Raw genomic sequence first — 18,142 nt, 5'->3', positions numbered from 1 at the left:
ACAGTGTTTATTTTTAAGTGTAAAACAATCCGTTTATAAAAACAGTGTAAGAAAATTTAGGATGCCATGTGACCACTCATTCAAACGAACTCAGTCATCAACAAGAACGCACTCACGATTGGGCTGAGGGCTTCAAAAAAAGCTTGCCCGTTGCCATGGGATATCTGCCTGCTGGTATTGCCTTTGGTGTACTGGCACAAGTTGCTGGTATTCCTGTATGGGCAACGGTTATGCTCAGCATTGTGCTCTATGCTGGAGCGGCTCAATATGCTTGTTTGCCAATGCTAAGCGCTGGTCTGCCGATCGGTAATATCGCGACCAATATCGCCGCCATTAATTTACGCCACGTGTTTTATGGTATACCACTATTGCAATATCTACCAAAACATAAACTGGCAAAAACGTATTGCTTATTTGCCCTGACTGACGAGACCTTTTCAGTCATGACCAGTTTGCCAAACGAGGCACGACAAGCACTCATACTCCCTATTAGCTTATTTAACCAAAGCTGGTGGGTACTCGCGAGTGCCATCGGCGTGATAATTGGAAGTACGCTTAGTGACTTAATTCCACATTTGGATTTTGCCTTGGTTTGTCTGTTTGCAATTTTGGCTTATGAGCAATTCCAAAGTATTAAACGTTATTTCCCCATTGGCATCGCTGTAATTGGCTTGATTGTCGCGTCTTTATTCACTAGCGATTGGTTATTGTTGGTGGCTATCACTATCTGTATGTTGATGATTTTGGTACGTGGATTTTGGATGCAGCGTCATGAAATAGGAGAATCTTATGACCAGTAGTTATCTTATTTTTGCGACGCTTGCGATGGCGGCAGTGACGTTCATCACTCGTGCGTTACCAGCATTAATCCCTAGAAAAGTTTTAGATACGCCTTGGCTACATCGACTGAATGAGAGCTTACCGTTGTCAGTGATGGTGCTACTTATCTTAACCAGTCTGTCTTATCAAAACCTGCCAGTAGACATTGCCTTGAGTGATCCTGAGCTACATCTATTGATGGCACAGGTTTGCGCACTTATACTGGTACTCTTTATTTACCATATTAGCCGCCAGCTCTTGGTCAGCATGATCGTTGGTATTGCCGCGATCAATGGTTTTGTCTGGATATTTACCAATTTTTTGATCTGACAGCAGCCTATCTTATACCAACATCCAATATTGATTTTACTGGTATTTTTGGCAAAAAAAAGCTGGACTCTTAATAGAATCCAGCTTTTTATTTTCAAGCAATATATTTATTACTATCTGGCTTAAAGCTCTTCAACACCCATCATATCGACTGGGGTATCAGCCACTATCTGCACGCCTTTCTTGCCAGTTTTGGCCGTATCATTACGCTGCTCTTGCAGATGGTCAAGATACGCTTCATTGATCTGGCCAGTAATGTAGCAGCCATTAAATACAGCACAATCAAACCCTTCGACTCTGCTGTGCTTGGTATCCTTGACGGCATCGATCAAATCATCTAGGTCTTGGAAGATCAGACGGTCAGCACCAATGATCTCACGTACTTCCTCAACACTATTGCCTGAGGCAATCAGCTCGGTACGCACTGGCATGTCAATGCCGTATACGTTTGGAAACTTGACTGGTGGCGCGGCACTCGCAAAAAACACTTTATTAGCACCTGCATCACGCGCCATTTGAATAATTTCATGACACGTCGTACCACGAACGATTGAATCATCAACCAATAGTACGTTTTTGCCTTTAAACTCTAACGGCACCGCGCTTAGCTTTTGACGAACGGACTTTTTGCGCTGCTGTTGACCTGGCATGATAAACGTACGACCGATATAGCGGTTTTTCATAAACCCTTCACGGTACTTGACGTTCATTTTTAGCGCTAGCTCCATCGCTGAGGTACGTGACGTATCTGGAATCGGGATGACCACGTCAATGTCATGATCTTCGCCCCACTCTGCAAGGATTTTGTCAGCCAATTTTTCACCCATACGTAGGCGTGATTTATAAACTGAGATATTATCCATAATAGAATCTGGACGGGCAAAGTACACATATTCAAAGATACAAGGCGTGTATTCTTTTGGCGCTACGCATTGATGCGTATGTAGCTTATGGTTCAAATCAATAAAAATAGCTTCGCCTGGTTTTACATCACGAACGATAGTGAAGCCAGAACCTGTCAATGCGACTGATTCAGAGGCGACCATATATTCGGTGCCGCCGTTTTCTGCCATGCGCTTACCAAAGATAAGCGGACGAATACCGTTTGGATCGCGGAACGCTAGTAATCCATGACCAGTAATCAAGGCCACAACGCCATAAGCCCCTTCACAGCGTCTATAAACGGCTTTTACCGCTTCAAAGATGTCATCGGCTGTTGGATGCGTCTTACCTAGATTTTGCATCTCATGTGCGAGTACGTTCAGCAGCACTTCAGAATCTGAATCGGTATTGAGGTGGCGACGATCTTCGATATACAAAGATTTGGCCAAACTCTCAGCATTGGTCAAGTTGCCATTATGCGCAAGCGTGATACCATAAGGTGAGTTAACATAAAATGGCTGGGCTTCAGCGCTACTAGAAGTACCAGCAGTTGGGTAACGAACGTGACCGATACCAAACTTACCGACCAGCTTCATCATGTGACGATTCATAAATACGTCACGTACCATACCGTTTTCTTTACGTAGGTAAAGTCGACCATCTTGCAAAGTAACAATACCCGCTGCATCTTGCCCGCGATGCTGCAGCATCGTTAAACCATCATAAAGTATCTGATTGACTGGCTCATGAGCTGCAACTCCAATGACTCCACACATATAGCTATATCCTATTTAACTCATACATTAGTACGACAATAACGGCAAAACTGCTGACAGTATGTGGCTAAAATCACGCACTGTCGTCCACCGCTAACCTGATGATTTTGTAAGAAACTTCATGATAATTTTTGATCATCTGTTTTCGATGATCAGTGACACATGTAAACGTTTAGAAGTATAAAAAGAATTAGAACAATAGAAAATTAAGACTGATTGACTTGATCCCAAGCCATACCTAATACATCTGATACCAATGCTTTACCCATGGGTGCATAAGGCATCAGCTCAGGGGCAAGGACTGAGGTTTGCCATTGCGGCATTTGTACTAGTAGTGGCGCAGTCACACTTAACACAACCAATACCATCAGTACATTTTTGGCAGCACCAAGCACCCCGCCCGCCATTTTATCAACCACACCCAGACGCAGTGTCTTGAGCACACCCGAGAATACAAAAGCCACCAAGTGCATAACCGCCAATATCACAATCACCACTAGCAAAAAGGCCATCGCCATTTGTAGCACTGGGCTTTGCACGATACCAGATAATTGAGGCGACACCGATCCTGCGAGCCGGGTCGCAGCGATAAGAGCGATAAACCAGCCTACTAAGCCCACAGCTGTTTTGATCAGGCCAACTTGAAAGCCGCGCCACAAACCAATCAAGACAACAATAGCAATCACAATATCTAGAACGCTCATATCTTGCGCCTCACCATTTTATTCACTTGACTAGCTTTCCATGGCATCATAATAACCACCGATTGCTTGAATACAAGACTGTACTAGCCCAGGTCCTCTATATATAAGACCTGTATAGAGCTGTACCATGTCTGCACCTGCTTCGATTTTTTTGACGGCTTTGGCACCGCTATCGATACCGCCCACACCTATCAAAGCAACTTTACCATCTAGCTGATCAGAGAACTGTTGTAAAATCTGGGTACTAATGTGGCTCACCGGACGACCTGACAAGCCGCCCATTTGATCACCATCACGTAAGTCTTCGACACCCACGCGGCTCAGTGTCGTATTGGTTGCAATCAAACCGTCAATTTCAAAGTCTAATAATTGCTGTGAGATATAGTCAACTTGCAATGGCTCTAGATCAGGCGCAACCTTGAGCACCAATGGCACATAAAAACCATATTCGGTGGCTAGTTGACTGTGACGGTTTTTAATTGTATCCATCAGCTGGGTCAGGGCCTCACCACTTTGCAAATCACGTAAGTTTTTGGTGTTTGGCGATGAGATATTGACCGTGATATATGAGGCATGCGGATAGACACGCTCTAAGCAATACACATAATCGTCTGCGGCTTGCTCTACTGGCGTGTCGGCATTTTTACCAATGTTGATACCGATATTGCCTTTGTATTTGCAGCGTTTGACATTATCGATCAGATAATCAACGCCTTCATTGTTAAAGCCCATACGGTTGATGATGGCGTCTGCTTGCTTGATTCTAAACAGTCTTGGCCTATCGTTGCCTGCTTGCGGTCTTGGCGTGACCGTCCCCACTTCTATAAAACCAAAACCCAGCTCAGCCAGCGCGTCAATATAGTCACCGTTTTTATCCAGTCCTGCTGCCAAACCCACTGGATTGGAGAACTGTAATCCCATACAGTCAGTAGGCTGCATTGACTGACCATACGCCAAACCTAAAACACGCGCTTTATGTGCTTTATCTAATAAAGATAGCGTCATCTCATGGGCGTGTTCGGGATCCATATTAAACAAAAAAGGACGAAGTAAGGCATAAGACATAGTGATGGCAAACCCTGCTCGAAAGAAATAGTGGATAAAGAATATGAATGAAATCAGGCGGAGCGATTATATCAGCTTAACAGAAACAAGCGCAAAGTTTCACACGGTAAATTTCTACATTTAACCCACCGTCAGCGCATACAAGCATTTATTAAATAGCCATAATAATTCACTGTCTTTTAAGCTCAACTGAATCAACAGCGAAAGACAACTAGTATATTACATCAAGGTACTGGGCGGCCGTCAGTGAGTGCAATCCAACCACGTATAATTCGATATAAATGCCAGATAAAGGTGAATGTCACAATCAACAGACCAAAGCCAGCCAGTAACGTCGAACCAATAGCGATATTGCCACTATCAGCTAGCATACTCACACCAAAACCACCTAAAGCAAAAGCTGTGATGACAATACCGATAATAAACCAAACGATACTGTACCAAAACGTTTTGATTTGCCAATCAAAATGCGTGGATAACCATGTACCATCAGCATCGTGGCGCTTGGCATAATTCATCACAATCGGCACGATCCACAGCAGACCAGCGGTAAAATAGCTAATCACATATAAGAAATAAGTGATGTGATTGTAAATGGTTAAAGAACGGCGCTTATCGTTGCTCATACTGTCACTCATTGGTTTGCGTTGTCCTTGCTGGTCAGTAATCTTGTCTGCTGAAAGCTATGCTCATCAGTATCGTTATGAAGAAAGTGCTTTACGCTAAATATCTATCGTTAGCAGTGGCTAATAAACATTTAATGGTGACAGATAAAAGGCTTTTCAATGACATCTAACTCAAAATGCCATTTGAAAAACGAGTTACTAATAAATTGGATTGGAACATATCATGTTCTGTTACTCATATTCTACTATTAAGACCATACCTGCCACTAAACAGTATCGAGTTATAAAGTGACAGTGGCTTGCACTTGGATAGATTTATTCGTTAGGTCTTGCTGCATGGATAACTGCGTGAACTGCCAACCTTGCTGCTCTAACTTGCCAAGAGCGGTACTTACGACAGCTTGACTGGGGTGGATAAAGCTTAACTGCACCGAATCACCAGCCGCAACGACCTGAGCATCTGTAATTCCTGTGGTATTTAGCAGCGCACTAATTCGATTGGCAGGCGGCATGTCAGCCTCTCCATTAGCGTTATTGCCAGCACTTAATGCATTACTATCGATATTACCTGCTTGCGCCCGCAACCAAAAATAATCAGCCACTTGTTCCTGATAATCATTTTCGCTCTCTTTTGCCGCTTGATGAATGCTATAACCACCATAACCGCCGATAAACACCAACAAAAATACGGATAATATAGCTAACGCTAGCTGATCGCGTGGTGGTAATGCTTGCCAGCGCGTTGATAGCATATTTTGGTAACTGCTCATACGCTCAGAGAATGCGTGCGCCTTAGTATTGGTTGCAGAGACAGCTGCACTGCGTTTGGTACGGCGCTGTAATTGTTTCATGTTTTGACCTTTTCTTACCAATACACTGATGAATTATGATGCTGCCGGAGTGTTCGCCGTATCGCTGTTTTCCACCACATCCACAGTGACCTGAGCACTAAATTGACCTTGATCATTACTACTCACTTGCGCAAGCTTGGCATTCAAACCTTGCGCTATTAGCGTGCTCGTGAATTGATCCAAACTGCCACGATCAGGTGCAATGAGCGTAAAACTGAGTGCAGATGGCTGCATCACTAGCGTCTGCGCACGCAGTGAAGATTGTTTGATTAAGGGTGATATCTTTGACAGCGCTGCCATGTGTGATGCAGGTGCCTGGCTGTCGCTAAGCAGTTTTGGCTGTAATTGTACTTGGAGCTTGGTTCGAGTGCTGAGGGGCTCATCAGTGAACCAAGATTGATATTGCGCTGCTATTTCAGTCTTGGTGGCAGCTGTTGCCTCATTATACTGGTACCACTGCACCCCATCGGTTGCCATCTGTAGCACTAAGGCCGATAACGCAACCATCATTGCTACCCGTAAATACGGTGATAACTGTGAGTCGGTTGATTTGATAAAGAAGTTCAGCGCATGACGTTCTGGGTTGTCAATGGGCGCTGGTGTCGTGGGCAAGCTCGTTAATAACAGCTGGTGATCAGCGATCAGCGCTTTAGTTTGCGCCATAGAACTGGTAGTCGCTGATGTTGCTGGGATATCATTGATACCCATACTATCCATTTCATTAGTGGCTGAATCACTGGTAGCAAGGCTATTGGCTTCAATAGAAGTCAGCAACATCACTTCGCTTAAATGCGGAAAGCGCTCAAAGATCAACGGCAAATAGCTGACAGCCATACCTTGGCGCAATGATTGGCGCAATAGCAGAGTCTGCTCGTCTTGATATAATGTCACTTGCTGACCTGCACCTTCTTCTGGCGGCAGCAGTAATAGGAAATCTGGCAGTAGTGCCACTATATTCATACCCACGAGTTGAGCACTTTGCTGCCATGCCTCAATATCGCTTTGTGCCAATGCGTACAGCTGCGTCGTATCAGTATGGCTCAACTGACGAATAACCAATTGCTCAACTGGCGTTAGGGAGGTTTCTTCAAACAAATACTGCTTACCACTATTACCCAGCTGCTTGAGCTGAGCATTATTAAGCGCTGTTTCTACTTGCAATACATGACTTGAGGGGAAATATAAACAAATTGCCTTTTGGCCATTCGATTTATGATGACCATAGATAGTTTGTAACTGTTGCCAACCATCAACCGTCTGCCATTGATGTACATCTTCGCGCCAGACAGCTAGCGGACTATGCTGCGCTCGTAACCAAACATGTAACACTAAACGTGTCCTCGATTATTGCTGCGGTTATAAAAGTACTGTGATGAAGCAGTGCTACTATTTAGAAAGGATTGAGTCATTTTATCTGCTGAGCCAGTCGCTTAATTGGCATGATTGCCTCACTCTGAATTCACCCTATCTAAGAAATGGCTAAGTCAGCCTAGTATGGTTGGTCAGGTACAAAACGATCCACTTCAGTGGCCATCCCAGTCATAACAAACTCCATTTCAAACACTCTGGCTTCTGCCAAAGAGAATGACTCAGGATAATCACCAGTCAACAAGCCTGCGATATAAGCAACGATTGACATATGACAAACAACGACCAGACATTCTGCATCAATATTCGCAATATCAATTAAAGCCTCACGGGCATCATCAGAGGGCGTGATATTATCTTGTACTGTTGAAAGTACGTTGGGCATTCGTGACTGGAATGCAGCCAGCGTCTGCTGCGCCCTATCATAAGGACTGACGATAAAACAATCTGGATGATAGTGTGTGGTCACATACTCTGCCGTCTGTGCCGCTTGCTGTTGACCAAAGTCAGTCAGCTGACGCGCACTATCCGGACGCGTCTCATCTTCGGCTTGACCATGACGTACTAATATAATTTTCATAACCTTCCTTGGTGCGCGGAGTTAGCACTGTCTCTCAATAGTACCTTTTAATAAAATATCTTACTTATCAGCATCGCTATTTTTACTTTTGGCGTCGTCTTTGGTATTGTCTTTAGCGCTGTTACTTGAGTTTTTCATATGAGCGGTAAGCGCAGCATTGCTATGATCATGCGCCATCACAAACTCAACATCACTACGGAATCCCGCTTCCATCAAATGTAGTGCCACGCCTAATGCTGCTTTATCTTCATAAATGACCGCATAGAGCGCATGGGTGATAGGCATATAGATGCCCGCTTTAGTGGCTTTTTCGTGGACTTGCTGAATCGTATTGACCCCTTCAGCAGTTTGACCCAGTTTTTTGACGGCAGCATCAATACTCATGCCGCGACCGAGCATATTACCAATACGATAGTTGCGGCTTAACTCTGAGCTACAAGTGGCATATAAATCCCCCACTCCTGACAAACCTAAAAAGGTTAGCGGATTGGCCCCCTCTTCAACACCGAAACGACTCATTTCTGCCAAGGCACGAGTAAGGATCATTGCTTTGGTATTTTCACCCACTTCATAAGCAGCTGCCATACCCATGGCGATGGCATAGATGTTTTTGAGCGCGCCGCCAAGCTCGACACCGCGTACATCGTCACTTGCAAACACCCTAAAAAAAGCACTGTGCAAAGCTGCTTGTACCGCATGACGCAATGGCTCAGACTCACTTGCAATCACCGTGGCAGACGGCATGTTTTTCATGATTTCTATGGCAAGGTTTGGCCCTGACATAACACCGAAATTCACTTCAGGCAACACTTCTTTAATAATGTCGCTCATCATGGCAAAGGTATCTTTCTCCATTCCTTTGGTCAACGATACGATAGACTGCCCACTGATCAAAGGCGCAATGTTTTTTACCGTTTCGCGAAAAGCCAATCCCGGCACGGCGATAAAGATAATATCTTTGTCTTTGACGGTAGCCGCCAAATCATGACTGTATTTCAAACGGTCATCAAGCTTGTAGCCAGGCAGATATTTTTTATTGGTTTGAGTTTTTGCCATCGCTTTTACCGTACGTTTATTACGTACCCACAGCGTAGCATCGCAGCCATTACGCGCAGCCAAGTTTGCCATTGCCGTACCAAAGCTACCACCACCTAAAAACGCCAAACGCAGCTTGGTAGGGTTGCTGTGAATATCTGCCATGTCTTTTGCGACTGCTGACTCAACTGGACTGCGCGTTGATTTTTTACGACCGATGCCTGACTTACTTGCACGCTCTAAGATACTTGCCAACATACCATTTTGTTTTTCAGACGTATTGTTGCCCGCCTCATTGTTAGCGCTGTTGTTATTTTTATTGCTATCGTTAGGACTTGTCATGTTCTTTTATCCATGTTGACTGACTTATTCTCATAGGAGCTACTGTTCCCAGATATCTCCGATACTCGGGCTCGCGGTCTTTTTGAGGTAATAATTTTACCAAGAGACAACACCGAGTCAAATTACGACTCGAAGCGTACTAACGGCTCGATATCAATAGGTTTGCGTTTGGATTCATCTTTTGGACTAGTGCCAGTATAAACAAAAGCGGTCACATAATCATCTGGACCCACATCAAAATAAGCTTTTACCGCAGGCTCATTACATAACAACCCAGTACGCCAAACTGTACTAAATCCCTGAGCTTTGAGTGCCAGTATCAAATTTTGCACAGCAGCACCTGCACTGAGCATTTGCTCAAAAGGTGGCACTTTTTTATGCTCTTGCATTTGCGTCACGACCGTTATGATAACAGGTGCTCGGAGCGGCATGGTATGGGTTTTTTTGATGGTTTTCTCAGACAGCTCTTCGCCATCTTTGAGCGCTTTTTCTTTTGCTGCGGCTACCAAAGCATTACCTAACTCGTGACGTGCCTCTCCTTGGGTCACAATAAAGCGCCATGGACGCAGTTTTTTGTGATCGGGCGCTGTCGCTGCACACCCAATAGCAGACTCGATTTGATCCCGTGTTGGCGCTGGTGTATCCAAATTGCCCATGCTGCGTCTTGAATTAATCCAACCAATCAGCTCTTCACTGCTAGCTGAGACATCATTTGTGGCTACATTTTTAACGGGCAGTTTATTGTCCTGTGGCGCTTGGTTATTTTCATCTGTTGTCGTCATTGCCTGTCCTTACTTATTATTATTTATTTCTTTTTACGAACTACTTTTAAATCTGATACTTGTCATTGAAAATACTAAGCACCGAATGCGAAAAAATATTTAAGCTGTAGCAATGCTGTTTTAAAAAACATCCACTACGCAGCATCTTCGACGCGGTGATCCATGCGTAGATAATCTTCTGATTGCATCTCAAGCAAGCGTGAGCGGGTACGCTCAATCTCAAACGCTAGCTTTTCCCCTTGATACAAGTCCAAAATCGATTGCTCTGCGCGTACCAACAGTTTTACACGGCGATCATAAAACTCATCGACCAGATAAATAAAACGGCGCGTTGGATCACGCAAATCATCATCTAAAGCGGGTACTGAATCAACTAATACCGTGCTGAATTGTTTTGCAAGTTCAATAAAATCAGATGCCGAGCGCGGTGCCATGCACAGATGTCGAAAATCGCAAAACAAGATATCTTCGGTACGCGCGTTGATTGGGATCTCGCGGCCATTGATAATAATCGGGTCATTGCTGATTTTTTGATTATTAGACAAGCTGGCAAAGCGGTTGGCGAGCCAGTGATGGTTGGCTTTGGTCATTGGTGATTCGTACAACTCTGCTTGCTGAAGCACGCGCAGACGATAATCAACACCGGAGTCGATATTCATCACAGTCGTATGGCTCTCAACCTCTGCAATGGCGGGTAGAAAACGGTCGCGGTGCAAACCATCTTTGTATAAACCAGAAGGCTCGATGTTTGAGGTAGCCACCAAAGTGATACCGCGATTAAACAGCATCGTAAACAAATCACCCAAAATCATCGCATCAGAGACGTTAGACACAAAAAACTCATCAAAACAGATAACGACCGCTTCTTTATAAATAATATCGGCGACTTTTTCGAGTGGATCACTTTCGCCTTGAAGCTTATTCAACTCCTGATGAACACGCTGCATAAAATGATGGAAATGCAGACGCATTTTGCGCTCAATGGTCAATGAATCATAAAACATATCCATCATCCACGTCTTGCCGCGACCGACACCGCCCCACATATATAATCCAGTTGGCGCGGCAGGCTTAGATTTTAAAAACCCAAAGAACCCTTTCTTTTGCGGTGCGCTATTGATGAGCTGATGGTAGATCTCATCAAGATAGCTCATGGCCTGAAATTGCTGCTCATCCCGAGTAAACTCATCGGTACTGACGGCTTTCTCGTAACGTTGCAATGGAGATAAACTCATAATACGACTCATCGTTGGATTAAATAAATATCAAAATATTGGAGTGGCTAAGTGCTACCCTAAAACATAAATTAGCGGTTAAGGTTAAAACTACGTATTACTATGCGTTTCTAATAACTTTTTGAGCTCTGATAATCGACCGTGAAAAAAGTGACCAGCACCATCGACAACGCTTACTGCAATTCCTAAACGATCTGCAAATGCCTGCATATTTTCAGGCGCGATTACTTCATCCGCATTGCCATAAATCTCAAAGGTTTTATCAGCGGGTAAATTGATATCAGTACTGTCATTTTTTTCAACTGAGGGTGCGATAAGCGCGATTTTTGACACGTCAAAATCACCCAATCCCCATATATGCGCGGCTTCAAGTACTTGCTCAGCCACGCGGGCAGTGACATAACCACCAAAAGAAAAACCGCCCAGCCATAGCTTTCGGGCATTGGTTTGTTCAGCAATCCATTGTAGCACGGTCATTGCATCGACCACTTCACCTTCCGCATAATCATGCTCGCCTGTCGATTGGCCAACACCGCGAAAATTAAAGCGCACCACATGCATACCATTGTCACGGGCAAAGCGGTACATAGTCGTGACCACTTTATTGTTCATTGTCCCATCGAACAACGGATTGGGATGACACAGCAGCGCAACGGTATCTGTATTTGGGTCGTTAGGATTGTCATTTTGCCATAGTGCGTCGACCTCGAGCACACCAGCAGGAGCAGGAATCAATTGCATAGTATTACTTATTAATAAAAATGAATGGCTCAATTATCCTAGATATGATTTTTATTTCAAGTGATTTGCTGTGTACGGGTGCGACTTGTTTTATGTTAGGCCAAAGTTGATGCCCAGCAGCTGAGTATATGATTTATTTAAGCACGCTTTTTTTGTCATAAATTGGATAGGTAATACTGCTGTAATACCGCACACAATAAGCGTCTAGACAGGTAATATCTAGATGCGCTACATTCATGAAGCTTTGCCTATCGCTAAGACGTTCTGTTTATATACATTAGGAATTATTTATGAATACCTTTAACAAAACTGCCAGTTTAGGTGCAATATTGGCCAGTGCGCTCGTTTTAAGCGCTTGTCAAAGCACGCCATCATCACCAGTGATTCAACGTGCCAACTCTATTTATGAAACCACAGGAATCGCTGATACCAAAGTCAAAGCGCAGCAAAATGCAATTGATAGTGCGCAAAAAACCTGTCGAAGCAAACAAGTCATTATTGTTGATGACAATGTCAAATATAATGGTATCTTAAATGAACGTACTGGCCGTATGGTTGGGCAAGTGGGTTCCGTGGTCGGCTCAATCTTTGGCACGGGCACGCCAGATTTGTCACGCAATGATGATTATGAATACAAGATCAATTTTCGTTGCCAGTAACTCTCTATCAGCAACTCTCTAAATGAGCGACGCCATTTGCGTTTCTCTAGCATCACCTGACATACTGTGATTGATGGAATAGCCAACAAGCCGCGATATGGATGATATATCAATCAAAGCTTGTTGGCTTTGCTTTTTGTGCGCGCCCTTTTGGGTTAAACTATCCGCTATCGTATTCAGCATATCTTCATCAGTCTTTATATTTTCATTATCTTTGGTCTTATATCATGCGCAAACCTAACCTTTCAAATATCAAACAGGCCAAAGTACTCGCACCTGCCAAAGATTTGGCCACTCTAGAGGCCGAGCTCGCTGAGCAAGAAGACCATTTAGAGGATACGGTCCTACGCCTGAGTGATTACTTATCCGCGGTTGAAATGGTCATCAAACAGACCTTTGACCACCGGGTATGGGTCAAAGCTGAAATCCGTAATCTGTCGAGCAAGGGTGGTCACTATTATTTTGAATTGGCAGAAAAAGACGATGATGGCAAAGTGGTCGCCAGCTGCCGCGGCAACCTTTGGCGCTTTAAAGCGGCTCGTGTATTAGCCAAGTTTGAGCGCGCAACGGGTATGCCGCTTGAGCGTGACTTGACCGTACTCCTTAAAGTATCGGCAGGATTCCATCCCCAGTACGGTTTTTCAATCACGATTGAGGATATCGATCCCAGCTATACCCTAGGCGACTTGGCACGGCAGTATGCAGAAATGGTTGATCGCTTAACAGGCGAAGGGCTATTACACCTCAATCAGCAGCTGCCTACCCCTTTTGATATCGAGCATGTGCTGGTCATCGCGCCTGAAAAGGCGGCTGGATTGGGTGACTTTCAAGCAGATGCGGATCGCTTAGCCAGTACAGGTGCTTGTCATTTCCACTACCATAATGCGACTTTTCAAGGCAATCATGCACCCGCTGAGATACGCCAAGCCATCGTTAGTGCTCAGCAGCAGTTTTATGAAATTTATCAGCGTTTGCCTGATTTATTGGTGATTATTCGCGGCGGCGGTGCGGTTGGTGATTTGGCTTATCTTAATGATTATGAGCTGGCAGCGTTGGTGGCTGAGCAGCCTGTGCCTGTCTGGGTGGGTATCGGTCATGAGCGTGACAAAGTCATCTTAGATGAAGTGGCGCACACCAGCTTTGATACGCCCTCAAAAGTGATTGCCGCTATCCATAGTCATTTAGCCCAGCTCGTCACTCAGACGCTACAATATCAAGCGCAAATCAAACAAGCCGCTCAGCGCCAACTCAATACGGCGGAACAACAAAGCACACGCCAGTTGAGCCAAATACAGTCGCAAACTATTGGGCAACTCACCGCTCTGCGAAAAGACAATGATTATGCGTGGCGCAGCATTCAACAAAGCGCACAGCGTCAAGTAAAGCAAGCCGCTAGACTGACGGCTGAGCGATATACACAAACGCAAACCTCGGCACGTCAACAACTGACGAAAGCCGCGACCAATAGCAAAACTCATCAAGAATCGATTATGCAAAACGTGCAGCAGCAAGTCATACAATCACAGCGTGATAGCGAACATCTACGTGATATTGTGCTATTACATCGCCCGTCTCGCGTGCTCAAACAAGGCTATGCCATGCTCACGGATGCCAAAAACAACCAAACGCTCACGACCAGCACCCAACTGTCTCCTGAGCAAACCGTCAATATCATTTTAAAAGATGGCAATGCAAAAGCGCAGATTATCGATGTCAATATCGACAAGAAAGCGACTGAAACCTCAGACATGCCCATTTAATCATATAATAATATCTAACAACTACTTATCTACTTACCTTTAACAATTAGGAAATTTTATGACCACCCCTACTCGCAGACGCAAAAAAGCCGCCCCAAAAACCTTTAAGGCGGCTTACGATATTTTAAAAACCAATGCGGCCGAATTACAGCAACAAGACGAGCCTGATATTGATAATCTGATGACCACGGTTGAAGAGTCTATTGCGGCTTATCGCGTTTGCGAAACCCGTATTAACGCGGTACAGCAAGCATTGGATGCGGCCTTCGCCGAAGAAAAATCTACTAGCAGCACGGACAGTTAGTTTATTCAGGCTCATCAACTTCAAAGACTTGGCGTAGATAGGCAAGATACGTGTCATTATTGATCATGGTCTTGCCTGGGCTATCAGACAGCTTGGCCACTGGCTGACCATTGCACTCTACTAATTTGAGCACGATATTAATCGGTGTGATGCCCATGTCATTGGTCAAATTGGTGCCAATGCCAAAGCTGGTTCTAATACGATCTTTGAAGTATTGATGCAGCTCCCAAGCCTTTTCTAAATCCAGCCCATCACTGAAAGTCAAAATCTTTGTCTTTGGATCTATTTTTAATTTTTCATAATGTGCCACTGCCTTATCACCCCAGATGTAAGGGTCGCCACTATCGTGACGCAGCCCATCAAAGAGCTTGGCAAAATACAAATCAAAGTCGCGCAAGAACGCATCCATACCAACCACGTCTGTCAATGCAATACCCAAATCACCGCGATATTCATGCACCCATGCTTCAAGCGCTGCCTTTTGTGAATCGCGCAGACGTACATCCAATGCCTGAAATGCCTGCATAAACTCATGTGCCATCGTGCCTATCGGCGTCATGCCAAGCTGCTTTGCCAGATATACATTAGAAGTACCGCCTACGATTTTTGGCGCAGCCTTGTATAGTGTCTCTACCACATGCGCCTGCCAGCGTTTGCTAAAGCGTCGACGCGTTCCAAAATCAGCGACGATAAACGGCGGCGTATTACGATCTTCTTTTTTCTGCTCTGCCGCATATTGATGCAGCAATGCCACTTTTTCATCAAGGCGGCGCTGTCCTTCTACAATCACACTATCGTCAGATAACGCATTAAAATAAAGCTCATTGACGATAGCCAGCACAAATACTTCAAAGAACATTGCCTGAATCATCGGCCCTTCGATGTCGATAGACAAACGACCTTTTTCATCGATACTGACGGTAATAAACCGGCGTTTTAACTTAAATAATTCTAGATAATCAACAAAGTCTGAGCGCATAAAGCGCAAACCACGTAGGTAGTCCAGCTCATCTGGCAAAAAGCGCAGTTCACACAGACTGTCTAGTTGCTGCTCTAGATCTTTTTTGATATTGGCGAGTGGATAAGCGGTGTCTTTATGATTGCGGCAGCGAAAACGGTAGACCCCATGCGTCTGCGGAAATTGATGCAACATGGCTTGCAACATCGTAAATTTGTACAAATCATTATCAAGCAGTGAGGTAATAATAGGTGAATAAGTAGCAGTCATGCTATGGCCTTAAAAGTGCAGAAATGAGAAACAAGTGTCACCGAATCAACCAAGCGACCTTATGTCTGAATAATAAATAACATCTGGATAATAGACGCCCATAAAGTATGCGTCATCCATAAACCATCCAGTATAACGAAGTTTGGTATTGATGTCAGAGTTCGCATGAGATTGCAGCAAAATTCGTACAACTAGCGAAAATGATCATCGAATATCTAACAGTACATGGTACAAAAAAGACGCTAAGAGTGAACTTAACGTCTTTTTTATTTATTCAAAGGTGGCAATAAAACGACTATGATTTCACCAGTTTTACCAATGGTGCATAGCCCGATTGCGGCATCACATCGACTGGGATGAACTGTAGCACCCCGCCATTGATACAATAACGCAGCCCGCCACGGTCTTTTGGACCATCAGAAAATACATGACCTAAATGTGAATCTGCTACGCGCGAGCGCACCTCAGTACGTACCATATTGAATGCCGTATCTTGATGCTGAGTAATCACTTGCATATCAATAGGCTTGGTAAAGCTGGGCCAGCCGCACCCTGACTGGTATTTATCAGTCGACAAAAACAGCGGCTCACCGCTCACCACGTCGACATAAATCCCTGGTGCAAATAAATCGTCATATTCATGACTAAAAGCACGCTCCGTCCCAGCCTCTTGCGTGATATTGTATTGCGCTTTGGTCAAGGTATTCTTTAGCGCATCTTTGTCAAATTTAGCATAGCGCTTGGGATCTAACGTCTCAGCAATAGTCTCAACTGGCGCAAGCTTGGTGCGAGCTGCCCCTTCAGGCTTATCATCAGCAAGACTCAAATCAATATGACAATAGCCATTTGGATTTTTTGCCAGATAATCCTGATGATACATCTCAGCCAAATAAAAATTATCTAAGGGTTCATTTTCGACCACGACTTTTTGCTCATATTTGCTTTGTACACGCTTGAGCGCAGCATCAATCACCGCTTTGTCTTCTTTGTCAGTGTAATACACACCTGAGCGATACTGCACACCGCGATCATTGCCTTGCTTGTTCAGACTCGTTGGATCAACCACTCGGAAATAGTATTTTAAGATGGTATCGAGGTCTGTTTTGTCGGCATCATAGGTAACTTTTACGGTTTCTGCATGACCTGAGCCACGAATGACTTGCTCATAGCTTGGATTGGCTGTATCGCCATTGGCGTAACCTGATACGGCATCGATGACGCCATCAACGCGCTCCATATAAGCTTCAACACCCCAAAAACAGCCCCCTGCAAGGTAGATTGAGCGGGTGTTGATTGGTTTGCCGGTCTCATTGTAGTACACGCCATCTTTTTGCTTGATGGTTTCGATTTTATTGTTATCTGATGCTTGTGCATTGGCAGGTTTAGCGTTACCTGCTTTGAGCTCAGCGAAGCCATTATCTGCATTTTCGGCAAGTGCGTAGGCTTGCTCTACTGATATATTACCTTTTACCAAGTGTACTAGATTGCCATTTTTATCAAGGATAGCCCAGCTTGGATAAACTTGTACACCAAGCTTATTGATAAGTTCACCTGAAGGGTCAGTCAAGACAGGCAAGTTTGGGTGGTCCGCTTGTACGCCTGCATACCAAGTACTAAACTCACCATCCGCTTTTTCATTCAGGTGACCAGGACTGGCGACAGTCATGACATTCAGCCCTGAAAATTTAGGATCAGTGCGCCATGTCTCAGTCTCCTTTAACGTTCCCAAGCATAACGGGCACCAACTCGCCCAAAATTTTACCAAGGTTGGCTTATTAGGATCAATCACTGCCGCACCTGTGTCGCCTAAGCCGCTCGTTAGCTGCGGCAATGCTTGCATTTGTTTGAGCATGTCGGAAGGCAACATGTCACGAGAGCTTGTGACACCAGTATTTTGACTACCTGATTTGGTACTACTGCTTGCGCTGCTTTCTGCATTACTCATCTGGCCACAGGCGACTAATATGCCTGCACTTAGCACTGTTGTCATGCTAAAGGCGCTAACATTTTTTAGCCAGCTTGGTGAGCGAGGTTTCTTAATTTCTTCATGATTAC

Annotated in this window: 19 protein-coding genes; 5 read left to right on the top strand and 14 right to left on the bottom strand. The window is 44.5% G+C overall.

The features are described from left to right. The first annotated feature begins 68 nt into the window (after positions 1-68). Together AOT82_RS00805 and AOT82_RS00800 are read left to right on the top strand one after the other, a co-directional pair. A complete protein-coding gene (locus tag AOT82_RS00805) occupies positions 69-800 on the top strand; it encodes an AzlC family ABC transporter permease (protein WP_071001386.1) in 732 nt (243 codons plus the stop codon). After that, the gene (locus AOT82_RS00800; RefSeq protein WP_071001385.1) at positions 790-1,149 is read left to right on the top strand and encodes an AzlD domain-containing protein; all 360 of its coding nucleotides are present in this window, start codon (positions 790-792) and stop codon (positions 1,147-1,149) included. The genes AOT82_RS00805 and AOT82_RS00800 overlap by 11 nt, the downstream gene beginning before the upstream one ends. Positions 1,150-1,271: 122 nt before the next feature. Here AOT82_RS00800 and purF read toward each other — a convergent pair whose 3' ends face one another. The 11 genes from purF to AOT82_RS00745 form a co-directional block, all read right to left on the bottom strand. Then, on the bottom strand, positions 1,272-2,807 hold the full coding sequence (gene purF / locus AOT82_RS00795; protein WP_058024985.1) for an amidophosphoribosyltransferase: 1,536 nt from the start codon (positions 2,805-2,807) through the stop codon (positions 1,272-1,274). Positions 2,808-3,013: 206 nt separating this feature from the next. Then, complete coding sequence (locus tag AOT82_RS00790) at positions 3,014-3,511, bottom strand: CvpA family protein (RefSeq protein WP_071001384.1); 498 nt, start codon at positions 3,509-3,511, stop codon at positions 3,014-3,016. Positions 3,512-3,541: 30 nt separating this feature from the next. Further along, positions 3,542-4,576: a quinone-dependent dihydroorotate dehydrogenase gene (locus AOT82_RS00785; protein ID WP_058024983.1), complete on the bottom strand. Its 1,035-nt coding sequence runs from the start codon at positions 4,574-4,576 to the stop codon at positions 3,542-3,544. A 224-nt stretch (positions 4,577-4,800) separates the two neighbouring features. Continuing rightward, the gene (locus AOT82_RS00780; protein WP_071003577.1) at positions 4,801-5,202 is read right to left on the bottom strand and encodes a DUF4870 family protein; all 402 of its coding nucleotides are present in this window, start codon (positions 5,200-5,202) and stop codon (positions 4,801-4,803) included. Positions 5,203-5,483: 281 nt separating this feature from the next. Further along, positions 5,484-6,053: a type II secretion system protein GspM gene (gspM, locus tag AOT82_RS00775; RefSeq protein WP_071001383.1), complete on the bottom strand. Its 570-nt coding sequence runs from the start codon at positions 6,051-6,053 to the stop codon at positions 5,484-5,486. Positions 6,054-6,086: 33 nt separating this feature from the next. Continuing rightward, the gene (gspL, locus tag AOT82_RS00770) at positions 6,087-7,382 is read right to left on the bottom strand and encodes a type II secretion system protein GspL (RefSeq protein WP_071001382.1); all 1,296 of its coding nucleotides are present in this window, start codon (positions 7,380-7,382) and stop codon (positions 6,087-6,089) included. A 160-nt stretch (positions 7,383-7,542) separates the two neighbouring features. Beyond that, positions 7,543-8,001 (bottom strand): SixA phosphatase family protein, encoded by a 459-nt coding sequence (locus tag AOT82_RS00765; protein ID WP_058024979.1) that lies wholly within the window; start codon positions 7,999-8,001, stop codon positions 7,543-7,545. Positions 8,002-8,061: 60 nt separating this feature from the next. Continuing rightward, positions 8,062-9,378 (bottom strand): NAD(P)H-dependent glycerol-3-phosphate dehydrogenase, encoded by a 1,317-nt coding sequence (locus AOT82_RS00760; protein ID WP_071001381.1) that lies wholly within the window; start codon positions 9,376-9,378, stop codon positions 8,062-8,064. A gap of 122 nt (positions 9,379-9,500) precedes the next feature. Further along, positions 9,501-10,160, bottom strand: a complete 660-nt coding sequence (locus AOT82_RS00755; protein WP_071001380.1) for a nitroreductase family protein — start codon at positions 10,158-10,160, stop codon at positions 9,501-9,503. A 134-nt stretch (positions 10,161-10,294) separates the two neighbouring features. After that, positions 10,295-11,395 carry a cell division protein ZapE gene (gene zapE, locus AOT82_RS00750; protein ID WP_071001379.1) on the bottom strand — a complete coding sequence of 367 codons (1,101 nt, stop codon included), beginning with the start codon at positions 11,393-11,395 and terminating at the stop codon, positions 10,295-10,297. A gap of 90 nt (positions 11,396-11,485) precedes the next feature. Further along, positions 11,486-12,136 (bottom strand): alpha/beta hydrolase, encoded by a 651-nt coding sequence (locus AOT82_RS00745; RefSeq protein ID WP_071001378.1) that lies wholly within the window; start codon positions 12,134-12,136, stop codon positions 11,486-11,488. Between the two features lie 290 nt (positions 12,137-12,426). Between AOT82_RS00745 and AOT82_RS00740 the strand changes: the two genes are divergently transcribed. Continuing rightward, a complete protein-coding gene (locus AOT82_RS00740) occupies positions 12,427-12,795 on the top strand; it encodes a hypothetical protein (RefSeq protein WP_071001377.1) in 369 nt (122 codons plus the stop codon). A gap of 18 nt (positions 12,796-12,813) precedes the next feature. Here the strand turns inward: AOT82_RS00740 and AOT82_RS13735 are convergent, their stop codons facing one another. After that, positions 12,814-12,978 carry a hypothetical protein gene (locus tag AOT82_RS13735; protein WP_156770944.1) on the bottom strand — a complete coding sequence of 55 codons (165 nt, stop codon included), beginning with the start codon at positions 12,976-12,978 and terminating at the stop codon, positions 12,814-12,816. 44 nt (positions 12,979-13,022) lie between these two features. On the opposite strand from AOT82_RS13735, the gene xseA reads away from it, so the two are divergent. Beyond that, positions 13,023-14,555, top strand: a complete 1,533-nt coding sequence (xseA, locus tag AOT82_RS00735) for an exodeoxyribonuclease VII large subunit (RefSeq protein ID WP_071003576.1) — start codon at positions 13,023-13,025, stop codon at positions 14,553-14,555. A gap of 58 nt (positions 14,556-14,613) precedes the next feature. Next, a complete protein-coding gene (gene xseB / locus AOT82_RS00730) occupies positions 14,614-14,859 on the top strand; it encodes an exodeoxyribonuclease VII small subunit (protein WP_071001376.1) in 246 nt (81 codons plus the stop codon). 1 nt (position 14,860) lies between these two features. Here xseB and pncB read toward each other — a convergent pair whose 3' ends face one another. Together pncB and msrAB are read right to left on the bottom strand one after the other, a co-directional pair. Next, positions 14,861-16,087 carry a nicotinate phosphoribosyltransferase gene (gene pncB / locus AOT82_RS00725; protein ID WP_071001375.1) on the bottom strand — a complete coding sequence of 409 codons (1,227 nt, stop codon included), beginning with the start codon at positions 16,085-16,087 and terminating at the stop codon, positions 14,861-14,863. Between the two features lie 295 nt (positions 16,088-16,382). After that, entirely contained in the window at positions 16,383-18,128 is a 1,746-nt protein-coding gene (gene msrAB, locus AOT82_RS00720; protein ID WP_392397097.1) for a bifunctional peptide-methionine (S)-S-oxide reductase MsrA/peptide-methionine (R)-S-oxide reductase MsrB, read from the bottom strand. Between the last annotated feature and the right edge of the window lie 14 nt (positions 18,129-18,142).

Source organism: Psychrobacter sp. AntiMn-1 (assembly GCF_001854065.1).
GTDB lineage: Bacteria > Pseudomonadota > Gammaproteobacteria > Pseudomonadales > Moraxellaceae > Psychrobacter > Psychrobacter pacificensis.
Note: the sequence above shows the minus strand (reverse complement) of the source record. Positions and strands in the feature narration are given on the sequence as shown.